17 protein-coding genes and 1 riboswitch are annotated in these 17065 nt (G+C 32.3%); of the genes, 3 read left to right on the top strand and 14 right to left on the bottom strand.

The genetic code is table 11. The features are described from left to right. The 12 genes from OF897_RS03910 to namA form a co-directional block, all read right to left on the bottom strand. Complete coding sequence (locus OF897_RS03910) at positions 1-1041, bottom strand: LysM peptidoglycan-binding domain-containing protein (protein WP_267264386.1); 1041 nt, start codon at positions 1039-1041, stop codon at positions 1-3. A 9-nt stretch (positions 1042-1050) separates the two neighbouring features. Further along, positions 1051-1329: a hypothetical protein gene (locus OF897_RS03905; RefSeq protein ID WP_267264385.1), complete on the bottom strand. Its 279-nt coding sequence runs from the start codon at positions 1327-1329 to the stop codon at positions 1051-1053. After that, positions 1326-2315, bottom strand: a complete 990-nt coding sequence (locus tag OF897_RS03900; protein ID WP_267264384.1) for a DUF2931 family protein — start codon at positions 2313-2315, stop codon at positions 1326-1328. Before OF897_RS03900 ends, OF897_RS03905 begins: the two co-directional genes overlap by 4 nt. A 67-nt stretch (positions 2316-2382) precedes the next feature. Further along, entirely contained in the window at positions 2383-3804 is a 1422-nt protein-coding gene (locus OF897_RS03895; RefSeq protein WP_267264383.1) for a phospholipase effector Tle1 domain-containing protein, read from the bottom strand. A gap of 40 nt (positions 3805-3844) precedes the next feature. Continuing rightward, entirely contained in the window at positions 3845-4015 is a 171-nt protein-coding gene (locus tag OF897_RS03890) for a hypothetical protein (RefSeq protein WP_267264382.1), read from the bottom strand. 2 nt (positions 4016-4017) lie between these two features. Next, on the bottom strand, positions 4018-5949 hold the full coding sequence (locus OF897_RS03885; protein WP_267264381.1) for a type VI secretion system Vgr family protein: 1932 nt from the start codon (positions 5947-5949) through the stop codon (positions 4018-4020). Positions 5950-6157: 208 nt separating this feature from the next. Beyond that, positions 6158-6559: a type VI secretion system tube protein TssD gene (gene tssD / locus OF897_RS03880; protein WP_267264380.1), complete on the bottom strand. Its 402-nt coding sequence runs from the start codon at positions 6557-6559 to the stop codon at positions 6158-6160. A 150-nt stretch (positions 6560-6709) separates the two neighbouring features. Continuing rightward, complete coding sequence (locus tag OF897_RS03875) at positions 6710-6895, bottom strand: FHA domain-containing protein (protein ID WP_267264379.1); 186 nt, start codon at positions 6893-6895, stop codon at positions 6710-6712. A gap of 19 nt (positions 6896-6914) precedes the next feature. Continuing rightward, entirely contained in the window at positions 6915-7733 is an 819-nt protein-coding gene (locus OF897_RS03870; RefSeq protein WP_267264378.1) for a GLPGLI family protein, read from the bottom strand. 116 nt (positions 7734-7849) lie between these two features. Further along, positions 7850-8182, bottom strand: a complete 333-nt coding sequence (locus OF897_RS03865; protein ID WP_267264377.1) for a CCC motif membrane protein — start codon at positions 8180-8182, stop codon at positions 7850-7852. A gap of 22 nt (positions 8183-8204) precedes the next feature. After that, the gene (locus OF897_RS03860; RefSeq protein WP_267264376.1) at positions 8205-8495 is read right to left on the bottom strand and encodes a DUF2752 domain-containing protein; all 291 of its coding nucleotides are present in this window, start codon (positions 8493-8495) and stop codon (positions 8205-8207) included. A gap of 28 nt (positions 8496-8523) precedes the next feature. Continuing rightward, positions 8524-9576 carry an NADPH dehydrogenase NamA gene (namA, locus tag OF897_RS03855; protein ID WP_267264375.1) on the bottom strand — a complete coding sequence of 351 codons (1053 nt, stop codon included), beginning with the start codon at positions 9574-9576 and terminating at the stop codon, positions 8524-8526. A 108-nt stretch (positions 9577-9684) separates the two neighbouring features. On the opposite strand from namA, the gene cdd reads away from it, so the two are divergent. The 3 genes from cdd to OF897_RS03840 all read left to right on the top strand — a co-directional run bounded on the left by cdd (position 9685) and on the right by OF897_RS03840 (position 13504). Then, positions 9685-10167, top strand: a complete 483-nt coding sequence (gene cdd, locus OF897_RS03850) for a cytidine deaminase (protein ID WP_267264492.1) — start codon at positions 9685-9687, stop codon at positions 10165-10167. A gap of 211 nt (positions 10168-10378) precedes the next feature. Continuing rightward, positions 10379-10559, top strand: a riboswitch (cobalamin riboswitch). Between the two features lie 35 nt (positions 10560-10594). Then, positions 10595-12433 carry a TonB-dependent receptor plug domain-containing protein gene (locus tag OF897_RS03845; protein ID WP_267264374.1) on the top strand — a complete coding sequence of 613 codons (1839 nt, stop codon included), beginning with the start codon at positions 10595-10597 and terminating at the stop codon, positions 12431-12433. Between the two features lie 12 nt (positions 12434-12445). Further along, the gene (locus tag OF897_RS03840; RefSeq protein ID WP_267264373.1) at positions 12446-13504 is read left to right on the top strand and encodes a YncE family protein; all 1059 of its coding nucleotides are present in this window, start codon (positions 12446-12448) and stop codon (positions 13502-13504) included. Between the two features lie 65 nt (positions 13505-13569). On the opposite strand, the gene OF897_RS03835 is transcribed toward OF897_RS03840, so the two are convergent. Then, positions 13570-15903 carry a hypothetical protein gene (locus OF897_RS03835; protein WP_267264372.1) on the bottom strand — a complete coding sequence of 778 codons (2334 nt, stop codon included), beginning with the start codon at positions 15901-15903 and terminating at the stop codon, positions 13570-13572. Beyond that, positions 15863-16909, bottom strand: a complete 1047-nt coding sequence (locus OF897_RS03830; protein ID WP_267264371.1) for a hypothetical protein — start codon at positions 16907-16909, stop codon at positions 15863-15865. The genes OF897_RS03835 and OF897_RS03830 overlap by 41 nt, the downstream gene beginning before the upstream one ends. Between the last annotated feature and the right edge of the window lie 156 nt (positions 16910-17065).

Here is a 17065-nt window from a genome sequence, read left to right as displayed (position 1 = left end):
TTAATCGGTAAGAACTGTTACAACTATCGATATTTTTTTTCTGTCTTCAAGATTGATGTCACATTCTAAGTACAGTGATTCTGAAAGCTGAGTTTCACCATTCAGATAATATTTAAGCCTGAAGTTTCCGTCATCATTCATTACCGGATTATCTTCTATAATTAAAGAAAATGGTGCTCCGTTAATAAAATCATATCGACTTCTTTCATCATATAACTTTCCGGTTCCAGCAATATTTATTAGATCATCTTCATCTTTTAAAGGATCAATCTCAACTTCAATTTTATAGCTTGGTTCAATTGCATTATTGACTACTGGAAAAGTTTCAGTCATTTCAGTCTGATAATCCTGATTAAATTTCTGATAAATTCCAAAAAACAAAGTCCTGATGAAATAATCGTTTTTAATGAAAATAAAAAGAGAATTGGGTTGTTCTAAAACCTTCTCAATTTTCTGGCAATATTCATCTACAATATCACCTTCAAACTCTTTATAAACCTCATCTTTAATATTTTTCCATCTTTCTTTAAATACATCAGTGCCTTCAATATCATTAAATTTACCTTGCTGATCAACACTTATCTGCATTGGAAATAAAACTTTTGATGTTTTATATGCCAGTAAATCTGCAATTTCGTTTACTTGTTCTTCATTTAGAAAAAGATCTGAAATTCTGTCAATTTCAAAAAAATGAAATCCGTTTTCACCTTTTATCCATCGAACGGAACTATCATATCTAAGTTCATTTTTTTGTCCGTTCTTTTCAATCGTAATCATCGTACTGTATTTCAGAGACGAATTTTCCGGCTGAAAAAGCAATCTGTTTCCGTGGCTAAATTTTACAAGTTTATTCTTATCTGAAACTGCTGTTCTTGGCAGAAAAAGCTCTTTTTGTTTGTTAAGTTGTATTAAAACCTGATCTTCTATCTTGCAATGATTGTTGTGAAAAAGCTTCAATGACGACTCTGAAATACCATAAAGATTGGCAATACTTTTCAGCGTTTCACCAGATTGAATGATATGTTTATTAAACTTCTGCATAATATTTACTTACATTCCTCCTATATAAATGAAAGCAAAAAGTGCAGGAATGATTAAAAATAGATTGATTACAGCCATTTTATTATTTTTCGAATAAAAAAATCTGCCAGTTTCAAAAATCATAAAAATCCCCCAAATTATAAGCATTCCAAAAGCAATCATCATTGGTAAATCTATGCCCATTCCGCTATTTCCACTTGTATCATCCAGCTTTTTATTGATGAGTATAAAAATTGGAAAAGCAGCAATGGCAAGTCTGATTATGATATGAACTGCTAAATTTTTCATTTGTTAAAAATTTTAAATGTGAAGTCACTTATTTCATAATCTTTGTCATTCTGTTTTAATAAAATCTTAATTCCAGTATTTTCCGGATTTACAGTAATGAATAAATCTGCAGGAATATTCTGATCTATTGAATTAAAAACTTTATATGTTTGCTCAGTTGTAAAATCTAGTGGAAATTTCGAGCCAGCTTCTCCTTTGTAATTGGCTCTGTAATATTTTTCATCTTTTGAAAATACGATTCTGGCTTCATATTTTTTATCTCCGTCATTCCATTTAAACAAAACATTATAAGGAATTGCAATATCATTATATGCTTCATTATTGGCAAAAGTGGTCTGTTTTTCCATATTAATTTCTCCAATCTGCATCCAATTTATTTTTTTGGAAAGATTGATTTTGAGCTTGTATTTTTTTCTATACAAATCCCATCTTCCGTAAGGTAAAGAATTAGAAGCTATTTGCTTTTTAAGGTGTTCACTATAATTTTTGAACCATCCTTCATAAATTTCCTGCTGACTTCTGTCATCGTCTATAACATCACTGAATTTATCATAATGTTTTTCTAAAGCCTGAAAACGCCCTATTTCTTTTTGATTTTCATTCCCTTTAATCCACAGTATGGTTACACCATTTAAAGCAACACCAACAGAAAAATAATTATATTTTGGCTCTTTTAAACCATTAAAAGGATTTACTGTTTTTTCCTGTAGAAGTTTTTCAATATCATCTTTAGGTAATTTAAATTCTCCTTCAAAGAATTTATTTTCTATGTATGAATAATATCCAATTTTTAATAGTTGAGGAACTTCTTTCATCTCATCTCCCACAACAAAATCACCTCCGCTTCCCCACATACCTCCAAGCTGAACACCCATCCCGTTTATAGGAATCATTTCATTATTTTCAGAATAAAAAACCTGTTTATATGTATCGATATCAAAATTTTCAGGAGTTCCTATTCCTGCATCGTATTTGTATTTATTCATAGTAGATTTTTGAGCAAATTGCATGGTTGCAATACCCATTAAAAATAGAATTAATATACTTTTTAAATTAACCATAAATTGGTTTTCGTATTCTGTTTGGTCTTGGACCGTGCCCCATCTTCTCTGTTGCAGACCAATGAACATATTGATTGATTAATTTTTTCTCGTTCTCAAAATCAAGATAAGTTTTATATGAAATCTGTTTTCTTTTACCAAATTCTGCATTTTTTACAGCAGAAACATATTGCTCTAATTTTGACTTTACATAATGCAAGATGTGAGAGCCATTTCCCGCTTTTTCCGGAATTTTAAATTTTTCAGTAACTCCATTTACACTAAAATTGCTGCCTTTTTCGGTTGATAAACTGCACATAAAATGAAGCGGAATGTAGCTATATCTTTTATCTATAAATCTTTCACCCTGTAAACCAATGTAATTCACATATTTATTGGAATGCGGAGCAATAGTAATTTGTTTATCCAAATACCATCCTTCATCAATATACACTTGTCTTTTCTGATTAGCTAAAGTATTATACTGATTATTGTCGTTAATAACTCTCGCAGGAGAAACAGATGCTCTATGATACTGTTTAAATATCTCACTCTCGTAGCAACCTCCAATATCGGCATGAGCTCCTGGAAGAACTACTTCCAAACCTTTATTTGCAGTACTTTCAATCGTTGTAATATTAAAGTTTGATCTCCATTCATGACCTGCAGCAATTTGTACTACATTCATCACTTTCGGTCCGCTTATGGCACTTAATCCTAATTCTTTTCTATCATTTACTGAGCTGTTATCATTTTCAAAATTCCCTCCATAAGACGAAACCGTATCGTAAAGACCTACAAAATGTACTTTAAGACCAGAAATAATAATCCCATCATTATTACATAAATATCCCAAATAACCTCTTGCAGGAAGTTTTTTGTCATTCACAGAATATCCGTCAAGATCCATGTAACCATACTCCGTTAAAGTAGCATCGTATGAAGACTTTGTAATCTCATTCACGAAAGCTCTTGCAGCAGCAGCGCCACGACTAAACCCATAAACATCAACCGTTATATTTACTGTAGTACCGGGAGTAAGTTTTTCTCTCAGTTTTTTACATCCTTTTCTTATTTTTTCTCGAATGCCGGTTTCTCCCATTCCCATTGTGTAACCTGCGACCGTATCTGTATCTCCATTTAAAGTACCAATTCCTTCAATGTAAATAAAAGGTGCCGATGTATAAAAATGATACATTCTCGCTACATTAGAATAGTCATTTAAATAACTGTCTTTATCAAAACCCCAAGGATCTTCTTTTACAGCTTTAGCGTCATAGCTTTCTCCTTTCTTTTTCTTTTCTTTCTCTTTTCTGATGTAGGTATTTCGTTCATTATTCAAAGTACCGTCGAAAAAAAAACCTAATCTGATTTCAATAGCGTCATCATTCTCATCTTCAGAGGGAGAATAGCTTCCAAAAGTTATATTTGCCATTGGTTTTTCATTTCTGAATTAATATTGAATTTGATGAAAATTACTTATTTCCATGCGACATTATTTTTTTATTGCTTGCCAAAACAAGATTGCCTTTTTTAGCTTCTGCATTGATCTTTTGTGCAATTTTCTCAGCTTTCTTACCTACATTTAAATGATAGGTATCGTTTACTTTTATGATAATATTTTTTGCTGTTTTTCGGATCGCCATGATTAGAAAAGTTTAGATTTTTCTGCACTGTTAAATTCAACGATTTTACCGCTTTGCATGGTCATATTTTCCAATTCGCTGAACATTGAGATTTCTCCCGCAATTTCATTGGAAGTTTCAGACTGACGGAAAAACTCTTTCTCTACCATTTCAGTTCTCGTATCTGAAGATTCACGAATATCTCCCGCCGCAGTTTGTACAATATCTGTTCCTGCTGTAGAAATAATATTGTCGTTTGCAGAGCTCGTAATACTTGCTCCAGCTCCAATTGAAATTTCTTTTCCTGCAGTAATATTGATATTTTCACCAGCATTTAAAGTGAAATTTTTCGGTGCATTCATTGAAATATTTCCTTTTCCATCCATGAAATAAGTATTTCCGCTCGGATCGATAATATTTACACTTCCTTCTTCGTCATTCATTAAAATCCTTATTCCACTTCTCGTTTGAATTGATTTTAAATGATTGTTGATTCCCCCACCCAAACCAATTCCGCCATGAAACATTCCTCCCATCACGAAAGGTCGGTCAGGATGATTGTGTACGAAATTTACCATCACCTGATCTCCAACTTCAGGTATCGCAACATAACCTCGGTTTTGTGTAATCTGATCTGTTCCTCCCGCATCAGGACTCATCATTCTTATAAAATGGGTCGTATCATTCGTTTGCCAGTCAAACTTCACCTGAACTCTTCCCTGTCCTTCAGGATCAGCGTTGGAAATAACCGTTGCAATTTGAGGTTGCGCAATAGGAATTGTGAATTCCGGTTTCGGTAAAAAGCCTGTATCGGAAGCTATTCCGTTAAAACTTCCGGTATAATGACCGATCGTATCGATTTCATGTGTCGTTTCTGTCACCATGATTCTTGTGAAATACGAAGTTTCATTGGTGTCAACTTTTCGCATTTCAATGTCTACCGAACATCCCGGATGTAAAAACGGAACGGTTGTAGTTCCCGAAAGATTAAAAACATTGACCGCTTCACTTCCTGCAGTACTTTTTTGAGAATATTCTACGTCTAGATGCGTCGTTGCTTTAATCGGAGCAACTCTCAGTGAAGGTGTTTTATAAATTTTATCGTTGTGTTCGTAAGCGGTTTTTGCTAAATCTCCAACATGCTGAATCGGGGTATTTCCAGATTTTAAAACTTCATTTTTACTGCTGTTATAACCGTAATATTGAGGTTTTGTATGAACTGCTTTTAATTCAACTTTAATATCATTGGCGCTGCTTCCATAAATCAGTTTGATAGGAGTATTCTGTGGCGGAAGTTTTCCGAAATGCAGAACTTCGCCGTCATAATAAAACTGTTCACCGTAAGCTTCTGCCATTCGAGCCAGATAATTGTAATGCGTTTCATCGTATTGACTACTGTAAATAATTTGAGAATAATCATTGGTATCGATTCTGATATCGAACCTGCTTTTATCTAAACCCTGTTTAATGACTTCTTCAGCAATAATTCCCATATTCACCGACTGATTTCCGCCAAAACTCTGAATATGAGGAGCACCATCCAACAAAATAGTCGGACTGTATCCTGAAAGCACGATATTTCCCAGACTCATCTTTTCCTGACTGAAACCAACTCCCGTAATCACCCCTACAAATGTTCGTTCAGGACTGCTTTCAATATCTTTATAAGAAATAACAGCCGTTAATCTTTTGCCTAAAAACTTATTGGCTTCTTCTAAAGTATGGGTTTGGCGGTCGCCTAAAGTATCGTGAGCTAATGTGAGTGTAAATTCGTGGTGTTTTTGTGCACTCTGAGTGAGTTTAAAATGCTTGAAATACTTGATTACTTTACCTTCTATGACTAAAGAAAATTTAACCAAACGGTTAATTCCCGTATGATGATTCTCTGAGATTCCTGCCGCATTTTGGGATGGACGGAACTGCTTTCCACTAGATTGTTCTGGTGTGCTTGACATAATTTTGTGATTGTGGTATTTAAATATACAAAAATTATTCAATAACAAAGGATCTATTAAAGCAAAATCCTATGCAAAAGATAACAAATCTAAATTTGTTATGATATTTATTCTGAAAAACTATATAAATTCTTGAAGTGTCAAAAAAGACCATCTAAAAAAGACAGTCTTTTTTGTATACAATACACTGGAAAAAATAAGTTTGAGATTAAACCGGCCAGATTCCTTCGTAAGCAGAATTACCATAATTGATTTTTTCTGCGCTGATTACGAAGCTTATCAACATTGAATTTTCGTCAACTGCGTCGAAGTCAACTTCATGTTGAATAACGTAACCGTTTTCCCAGTTTAATGTAATCAAAGTTCCTTCTTCGTGAGATTTGTTGAAAGTAACTTCACCAGAAGTTGGTTTGTATTTTCCGTTTAGTAAAGATTCAAGGATTTCAGATTTTTCTGTTGCCTCGATTGTTAATTTGATGATTGCATTTGAAGGATCTGAAGCTACTCTACCTGAAACATCTGTAGATCTAGAAACGCTGTAATTCAGCTTTAATAATTTCTGTCCTTCGCTACCGTTGAATTTTAAGATTCCTCTTGAATTTGCTGCCATGATTTGTAAATTTATTCGTTAATATTCTGTGATTTCTATACCTCAAAGATAGAACCAACGTTCTTAAAATTTACATTTCGAAAGCGATATTTCAGATTTTGTAGTAATTCTACGATTTGATGTCGTAAAACTACGATACCTTTTAAATCATTAAAAATTAAACCTTTCTTTACAAATATGTTTTCCAGTTTTAATCTTTGTTCCGTCTTTTGAAATAGAATATTCTGAAATATGTTTGCACTCTTTGTGATCATTTTCACCTGTAATAAAAACAATAGTTCCTAGAGTTACAATGAAAAGACTTCCTAAGAAAATGAAGAATTGCTTTGCTTTCATGATAGTTTTACATTAAAAATCAGTTAGGATATGGGATTGCTTTATCTAATTCTAATGAACTGTAATAATTTTTAATACTTTCTTGAATTGATTTTCTTTTTTGATCAAGCTGCTCTACTGTTGTTATCTTTTCTCCCTGAAAAGTAATATTTCCTCCGGTTTTTAGTATTTTTCTACCTTCAGAAACGGGATCATTATAATAATTTATTTTTACATCATGATATTGTTTTCTAGTCACACGAATGGGTTGAGTTCCATAATGTATTTCTAAAAACTTCTTCGTATCAAAATCTTCATTGAGTTTTTTAATTTTAACTAAAACATAAGTGAAATCTTTATTTTGATCATTTAATTCGAATATTAATCCCGGCAAACCTCTGAATTTATATGGACCTTCCTGAAAAGGAATTGCTGCACAAAACCAAGCTGTCCAAAATCTTCCGCCAAAATTCGTTGTAGCTTTTTGAAGTTTGTATTCTCCAGATTTTTTCGTTTCGTTTTCAATTTTCCAAACCATTTCATCTTTAGAATTAATACTGAAATAATCAAACATATTATCGTGAAACTCTGTGTTTTCAAAACTGTTAGTTTTTCTAATAACTAATTGATCGACCTGCGTATTATAAAACTGATTGACATTATTCCTTTTACCGATAGAATCTGCCTCAATAAAACCATAATCATAAAACTTCACCTCATCTTTAGTAACATCTAAAACCATGTTGATCTTAACATTCTTGGTATATTTTTTTACGTCGAGTTCATAAATAAATCTATTGGTTTGCGAAAAACAGATACTGAAAACTAAAAGAAAAAGAAGTTTAATTAATTTATTCATCTTAAAAATAGGTTGCTATTATAAGGCAAAGATAATTTTTAATTCTCTTTACATTGAAAATATTGAATAAAAAAAGACTGCATTTCTGCAGTCTTGTAAATTTTATTTGAAAATTATTATTGCCCCATCAATTCTCTGATACGTTCCTGCATCAATTGTTGATCTGAAAGAGCTTCCCATCCGAAAACAGAAATCATAACAATATTTAAAATAAGATACAGCGCACTTAGTGATAAACCTATAATACAAAGAATTTTCCCAGTATTAAGATTGTTGTAATCTGAGTACATTGTAGGATTTGCTTGATACAATGCATTGTCTTTTTTGTAAAGAACAAGCCCGATAATTCCGGCAATAAGCCCTAGAACACCATAGCAACAACATCCTACAATAGAAACGATTCCTAAAACAAGTACCGCCGTAGCATTTGGTAATTTTTGTTGATTCATAATTTATTTTTTAATGTTTAGTTTAGTTGTGAATGAAAAAATGTTTATAAAAATAAGAAAAAACCATTATTACAGAATTAATTATTGCTAAAAAAATTAAAATCTGACCGTAATTTCTTTTTTTGTCGATAAAGTTAAGTCCCACAAAGCAGAAAAACAACAATAAAGTGTAAACTGCCGGAAACATTTGAAATGCCTCAGAAAATTTACCCTGAAAAACCATTACAATAGCTCTTTGAGTTCCGCACCCGAAACATTCTATTCCCAAAAACTTTTTGCTGGGACACGGAAGCATGAAATCTTCTATATGCATTGTCGTTTTTTTAAATTCGCAGCTAAAATTAAGAAGAAATTTTCGCTCTTAAATACTGATGTGGAAAAAAACATTCTTCTTTCGTTTCAAAAGAACCCTGAACCGCCAAATATGGGTTTCTTAAAATCTCTCTCGCCACAAATATTAAATCAGCTTCACCGTTTTGCAAAATTTCTTCCGCCTGTTCAGTTTTTGTGATTAAACCAACCGCTCCGGTTTTCACATTTGCCTGATTTCTTACCGCCGAAGAAAAAGGGACCTGATAACCATCAAAAACCGAAATTTTTGCTCCGTGAATATTTCCACCACTTGAAACATCGACCAGATCGACATTGTGGTCTTTTAAAATTTTAGATAATTCTATACTTTCATCAATATCCCAACCGTTTTCAGCATATTCCGTTCCTGAAATTCTTACAAATAGGGCTATATTTTCATTCAATTCTTCATTAACAGCATCTACAATTTCGATTAAAAATCTAATTCTGTTTTCAAAACTTCCACCATATTCATCAGTTCTCACATTAGAAAGTGGCGATAAAAACTGATGAACCAAATATCCATGAGCTGCGTGAATTTCAACAACATCAAAACCAGCATCTACAGCACGTTTTGCAGCATTTTTAAAATTCTGAATCTGTTCTTTAATTTCTTCTAAAGTTAATACATGCGGAATTCTTTCCGTGGGATGATAAGGAATAGGACTTGGCGCAATAGTTTCCCAACCTTCTTCAAGAGAAATTTGTTTATTTTCCCATGTAGAACCTTTTCTTCCTGCATGAGCCAATTGAATTCCTATTTTAGAATCTGAATTTTTGTGTAAAAATTCTACAATTTTCTGAAGTTTTTCGGCTTGATCGTCATTCCAAATTCCCATGCAGTGATTGGTAATTCTGCCTTTCGGTTCCACTCCACTTGCTTCTACGATGAGAAGACCGGTTCCACCTTGAGATCGACTTCCGTAATGAACAAAATGAAAATCATTAGCCAAACCATTATCTGAAGAATACATACACATTGGCGACATTACCCAACGGTTTTTCAGCTCTACATTTCTGAATTTTATAGGAGAATATAACATTGAATTTATTTTTTTTAAAGTTTAAAATTACGATTTACTATCGTAACAAAGATATTGCCAGCTTCATCAAAAAGGTTTACTTTTATGCCCCTTTTTACGCAGGCAAAAATGAAAAAAGATATAAAAATCAATTACGAACATTTCAAAAGCAGGAACGAACTTACAGAAGTTGAAAACAGCCTCTTTGAAAAAGCAATTCAGGCAAGAAAAAATGCTTATGCTCCCTACTCCAACTTCTTTGTAGGTTGCGCAGTGTTGCTGGAAAACGGTGAAATTTTCTCAGGAAACAATCAGGAGAATGCAGCTTTTCCCTCTGGACTTTGTGCTGAAAGAACCGCTTTATTCTGGATTGGAGCTAATTTTCCGAATCAGGTTGTTAAAAAAATATTTGTTGTGGGTGGGCCGAAAGAGTTTTCAGAGAAAAACCCACCCATACCACCTTGTGGAGCTTGCCGACAAAGTATTATTGAATATGAAACGAAGCAAAATGAAAATATTGAATTGTATTTTTCTAATTTAAATGATGAAGTGATTAAAGTGAGTTCTATCAAAGATTTGCTTCCTTTTTATTTTGACGGAACGTTTTTGTAAGGTTTCCCACGGATTGCACAGATTAACACAGATGATTGAAAATATAATCTTCAATTTCTGAATAAAATTTTGCGAAGTATTATGAAATGAAGAAGATTTTAAATTTAGAATTTGAGATTTTTCGACTCCACTTCGTTTCGCTCAAAATGACAACCAAATTAAAACAAGTTTTTAGACTTAATAAAAATTTAATCTTTCTTTTCAAAAAAACTATATTTGCAAAAATTTTGGTTTCTAAGAGATTGGAACTAAGAGGGAATTGGGTGGAAATCCCAAACTGTCCCCGCAACTGTAAATCGCAACCCTATTTTCTACAAAAAAAACCACTGTCAAAAACGGGAAGGTGTAGTAAAAGCGAAAGTCAGGAGACCTGCCGAAATTTTAAATATTAATAAATGATTGCTTTCGGAGGAAAGGCAAATATGACATGATTTTAAAAAAAGCATTTACCCTACTTTCTGTGTCTTCATGCCTGACAATTTATTATGGTCAGGAAAAAATCATCGACACGGTTTATGTATTTGATAATCAAATGAAAAAAGTGAAACTTTTTCATTCGTTAAATACTTTATCTCCAGAAGCTATTCAAAAAAATTCGTCTAATCTTTCTGAGGTTCTACGTTTTCAGTCACCTGTTTATATTAAAGAAAATGGTCGTGGAGCAGTTTCTTCACCTTCTTTCAGAGGAACAACGGCTCAACAGACTGCTTTTGTATGGAACGGAATTAATATTAATTCTCAGTTTTTAGGACAGGGTGACATTAATAATATTGCACTTTTCGGGTATGATCAAATGGACATTAAATCCGGTGGCGGAAGTGTGATTTACGGAAGCGGAGCAATTGGCGGAAGTATTCATTTAAATAATAATCTGAGCTTTAATAATGGTTTTAGTGGGTTATTTAACTCTGAAGTTGCGTCTTTCGGGACTTATAATAATTTTTTGAAAGCAGCTTACAGCAATGATAAATTCAGTTTTAAAGCTTCTGCAAATTATCTGATTAGCGAAAACGACTACAAGGTTCCTGAAAAAAATAATTATATCAACAGAAACGGAAAGTTTTACAATACGACTTTCAATTTCGGAGCGGCTTACAAGATTGCCAATCATCAAACAATTTCATGGCAAAGTCAGTTTTATGATGCTACTCAGAATTATAGAATTATTGAAGAGAACGGGAATAAGACAAGCTATGCTGCGCAGACTTTTAGAAGTCTTCTTTCTTGGGACATCAACAAATCTAAAATTTCAAACAGTTTAAAAGCAGCTTACACTGAAGATAATTTCCAGTATTTTGGAGTTTATAACGCACCTTTTACGAGTGGTGGAATTAATAAAAATTATATTTTTAAAAATGATTTCAATTATTTCATCATTCCTAAACTGAACATCAATGTAATTGGTGAATTTCAGCAAAATCAAGGTGACGGTTTAGGAGATTCAGGGATAGAAAATGTAAGTAGAAATGTTGGCTCAGTTGCGGGTTTGTTGAGATATTTTGCAACACCGAATCTTCGGTTTGAAGCCGGAATTAAACAGGATTTTGTTGAAAATATAGATTCGCCTCTACTCTACTCTTTTTCGGGAAAATGGAAAGCGAATAGTTGGTATCAGGTTAATTTAAACTTATCAAAAAACTTCAGATTCCCTTCATTTAATGATTTATATTGGAATCCGGGAGGAAATCTTAATCTAAAATCAGAAACTTCAGTTCAGGCAGATATGAATCATGAATTTAGTGTGGCAGGTTTTACCCTAAGTTTAAGTCCGTATTACATGAAAATCGACAATATGATTCGTTGGTTACCAACGGCGTTTGGTTATTGGGCTCCTGTTAATACCGACAAAGTAGAATCTTACGGTCTGGAATCTCAGCTCAGTTATCAAAAAAGTTTTAATAAAAATCATTCTGTAAAGCTAACTGCAGGATATGTTTATACAAAATCCGTAGATTTGGCAACTCAAAAACAGCTGACGTATGTTCCGTTGCATAAAGTTTCTTCGAATGTAGATTATCAATACAAATTTTTGAAAGTTTACGCACAGGGAATGTTTAACGGATTAACTTATACGACTTCTGATGAGAGTAAAAAATATGCGATTTATCCTTATTTTGTAATGAATGCGGGAATTTCGGCAACAATTTTAAAAAAATATACTTTAGGATTTAAAGTAAACAATATTACTGATACTGTCTATGAAACAGTAGATTATTATCCGCTTCCAAAAAGGAATTACAGTGTCAACGCAACAATAAATTTTTAAAACAATAATATTATGAAATTAAACAGACTATTACAGTTTATTTTTGGATTCGTCCTGTTATTTTCGATTTCGTGTACTTCGGATTACGAAGAGATTATCCCGGAAATCACTTACAATAACGGATTCTTGGTTACAAATGAAGGTAATTTTGGGAAACCAAATGCTGATGTAACTTTCGTTACAAAAGATCTAAGCTTGATGCAAGATGACATCTATAAAGTAAAAAACAACAACGAAAACTTAGGTGATGTACTTCAGACAATGGTTTTCAATGGTGACAAAGCATATCTTTTGTTGAACAACTCAAACAAAATTACAGTTGTAGACCGTGTAACTTTTAAAAAATCTGGAGAAATTACAGCTCAATTAGACAATCCTCGTTACATGGCAGTTGCTAATGGAAATCTTTACGTTTCTAACGATAAATATGCAGGTGGAAAGTTTGTAAATGTTTACAAATTATCTGATAACTCATTTGTAAAGAAAATTGATTTTGCATCAACAAGTACAGTTGAAAGAATCGTAGAAGCAGGAGGAAATATTTTTGTACAAAACACTAATTCTTTCAACCCTGGAACTACAATTACAAAGATCAATACCACTTCAAATACGATTGATGCTACACCGATTCAGGTACCAAACGGAAATAACATCAACAGAATTATTTCTTACAACAACAGTGTTTATGCGATTGCTGAGGGAACTTCTAATTCTTACATTCACCAAATTCCTGCAGCAGGAGGAGCTATTACAACGACAACATTGGCAGGAATTGAAAAAGGAACGAATCTTCAAATTGACGGAGGTAGATTTTATTTCAGTTCTAAGAATAAAATTTATTCTATGGCGATGACCGCTACAACTGCTCCTACATCACCTCTTATCACAGCGGTAGATGGAGGAGATTATTTTACACTTTACGGATTCAATGTTATAGACGGAAGAATTTTCACAATTGATGTAAAAGGATTTACAGCACCAAGCGAAATTACTGTGTACACTACTGCAGGAGCTGCAGTCAGCAAGTTCAAAGCAGGCATGGGAGCAAACGGAGTTTACAAAAACTATTAATCTCTGATTTTTCTTAAATAAAAAATGCGGTTTCTTTCGAAGCCGCATTTTTTTTATATCTAAATCTATCTTCTCGCTTTAAAATAAGCTTTAAAAGATTCGCATCCACTAATCATATCTTCATATTGACCGGAATAATTATTTCTAAGATCTTGATAGTATTTATTTTGTTCAAATCTTCTGTCTTCATAATCATCAGCTTGAGAAAAAGAATTTGTAGTATTCTCTCCTATAAAATCGTAATTATAATTTTCACATCTTCCCTGCATTCTTAGGCACAAAGCTTTAAATATATCGGTTTGAGCATTTTCTAAGGCTTTACCATAATAGAATTTTGCAAGACTAGCTGTATTAAATTCCTGATTATCTTCGCGAATAGAATAATTTCCTGCCGAACTCACAGAATATCGTCTCATCATCCATGCATTTCCGTATTGTGACATATTGTAATAACAATTGGCAACTAAAAAATAATAGTAATCTCTGTCTTTTTCTTTCGAATTATTGGCTTTATTAAGATATTCAATAAGCTTTTTGGTCACTGAAATCTTATTTACTCGAAAATGTTCTTTTTCCGGAATAAAATCTGGCGTATATTTCAAATGATAAAACGGATTCTGATCAAAAACTTTGCTGGAAGAATAGTAATTGTCTTTACCATCTCTTTCCCAAAGTGAATATTGTGCATCAAAATAATTTTCACCGAGTTTATTGAAAGCACTTAAAGCTAAATTCAGTTTATTTTGTCTAATGTATTTTGTTCCTAATAAATCATACAAAGAATTTGTTTCTGATTGATTAATCAAATGAAAATCTCTGTAAAATGAATCCGAATTTTTACTTAAACCATTAATTTTATTAATAAAACTCTGTAATTGTTCGGGTGAATACACCGCATCCAAATAATCAAAATAGTCAACATAATAAGTACCGTAAGTATGATTAGAATTTTTCAAAGATTTATAATACACAAAATTATAATCATCTTTTGAACGAATCAGAGAAGCATATAAAAGTGCGGCATCATCAGTGTTTCCAAGATATTCTAACTCTCTACCCAGAGCAAATATAAAATGTTTGTTATCTTTATTTTTAATGATAATATCCTTCGCCGCATCCGGAATTTTAGCATTTCCATAGGTTTGATTAGCAAAAAGGTTCAACGCTTTTATCATTTCAACGTTGTTCCGCATTGGATTTTGAGTTGGTAAAAGTTTTTCAAGCTCAGCAATTTGGTTTAAACTTTCAGAATAGTTTTTGGTCATTAATAAAAGTTCGGCTCTTGTATATTTCCAGAAATTCGGATTTTCAACTTTAGATAAATCAACTGAATCGATAAACTCCAAAACTTCTTTTGCATATCGTCTGTCGATGTCTGAACGTTCTAAAATTTTAAGAACATTTTCGTTTTCAGGATCACTTCCCCAATAATCATCATTCGTAGAAAAAAGAGAATAATAAGGTGTGAAAACCCAATCTTCAAGTTTACCCAATTCACGATAAAGCAAAAAACTCAATCCATCATATCCTGGATTTTCAGCATAGATTTGTTTAATATTTTTTAAATTTTTATCCGGATTATAAAGTCCGTAAAGCAGTAAAACATTTGCTTTTTCTTTTTCATTTTTAGCTAAATTTAAAACATCAGCTACAGGAACTTGTGATGCAAAATATTGCCACGAAACAAATCTTTTTTCCGAACTGGCCGCAAAGACTTTCGCAAAATATAGATTTTTCAACGCCGGATTTCTCTCTGAAATAGCTTTAAAATACAACGCCCAAACATCAACAACATCATTGGTCTGATCTGCCGAAAAAAATTGACTGTAAATTTTCTCAATACTCTTCATGTCCTTATTATAAAAAGCAAGACGAAGCGCCAGAAAAGCATATCTTTTTTTGAATTCACTTTTTCTGCTTTTTGAAGCCAAGAATGTCGCTTTATTAAGCAAATCATTTCTCTTTACAGTCACCGTATTTTCATTTCTCTCCCACGGATCATCCTGCCATGTATTGAAATACTCACAGTTTTTAGCAAATTTCAAATAACTAATTGCCTCAGTATCTTTTTTGGAATACAAATAATGAAGAAACGGATTGGTAGAGTTTTCCTGAATATCAGAAAAACTATAACTTTCTAAAACTGAAGAAATATCATTAATTAGAACTTTGTTATTACAATATTTTCTCCACAACTTTTCATTATCCTGATTGGAAATCACAGCTTCAGAATTTTGTTCAAAACTTAACGACGAATAATAAAACGACGAATACGACTGATAAGAAAAGTTCTTAGGATTCAGAAAATAAAACCTAACATCTTCTCCGTAAGGATAAAAACCACACGCAGAAAAAACACTACTTAGTAAAATCGCTGTAAAAATGACTAATTTCTTCATCGGTGTAATTATTAAGTTGATTTTCGTCTAAATGAAAAAGCGTAACGGTAATTTCTTTATCAAACTTGATATTTTTCTTGATAATCGTAATAGCTTTATTGATTTTATCTGCCGTTATTTCTTCATATTTTATCTTGTCGCCCACTCTCAGATAGGTTTCATAATTAATGACTGTATCTTTCTGTACTTCATACCAGAGTGGTTTTATCTCCTTTAAATGAGGTTTAATATCTTTCACATCATACAAAACATTGGTAAACTGATTGTTTTGGTAAACCTGCATCCAGGAATAAACCGGAAGCGCAACATCCAAATGCAGCGGATATTTTTTGCCACTATTCAGATAACTTTCCAGCTCTTTGAGATCAAGAATCGAATTTTTAGACTGATCAGCCAATGGATTAATCAGGTTATAACACATCAAAGTCACTTTATCAACTGGTGGAACACCCATTTTATCGGGATATTTGTAAGGGTATAATCTCAAAGTTGCTGAAATTTCTTTTTGTGAAATCGGTTTTAATTTCTTTAGAAAGTAAAAATACTTATCCTTTGTAGAAGCCGTCCAATCGCAATCAATCTGTATTTCTGAAACCCTTAAAGAGTCTAATCTTTCGTTTGTATATTTATTGATTAAAAAATTGACATTATCTGCCAATTTATCCAAATCATTGTTATTGCTTTTTTGAAAAACTATATTTTTAATATAAACTGTTGGAATAATTTCATAAGAATTCGTTGATTTTTCATCGCAATAAGAATTAAGTGAAAAACTTGTTTTAGAAATAGGAAAATTTCCCATTGCATCCGTATAATCGACCTCGAAAAATTTTACATACAGTTTCTTAATATTCTGATTGACGAGAATATCTTTTTCTTTGTTAGAACTAGTAGCATAATCATTAGATTTCCAGTAATAGAAAGCGTTTTCTACTTTTTCTACCTTATTATTCTCACAGGAAAAAATCAGAAAAAGTAAAGACAGAAACAAGAAGATTTTTTTCACCAATAAAATTTTAAATATTAAACAAAATTGAGTTAGAACATTTAGCAAATGTAATAACAAAATTGTTCGGCTTTAAAATTATTTATAGTTAAATTTCAAGCAAAAAAAAAGCAACAGATAAAAATCTATTGCTATATAATTTATTGTTTAATTAGG

Origin of the sequence: Chryseobacterium formosum (assembly GCF_026460885.1) — a bacterium.
Lineage (GTDB): Bacteria > Bacteroidota > Bacteroidia > Flavobacteriales > Weeksellaceae > Chryseobacterium > Chryseobacterium formosus.
The sequence above is the reverse complement of the archived record's forward strand: the minus strand, read 5'-3'. Positions and strand labels throughout refer to the sequence as shown.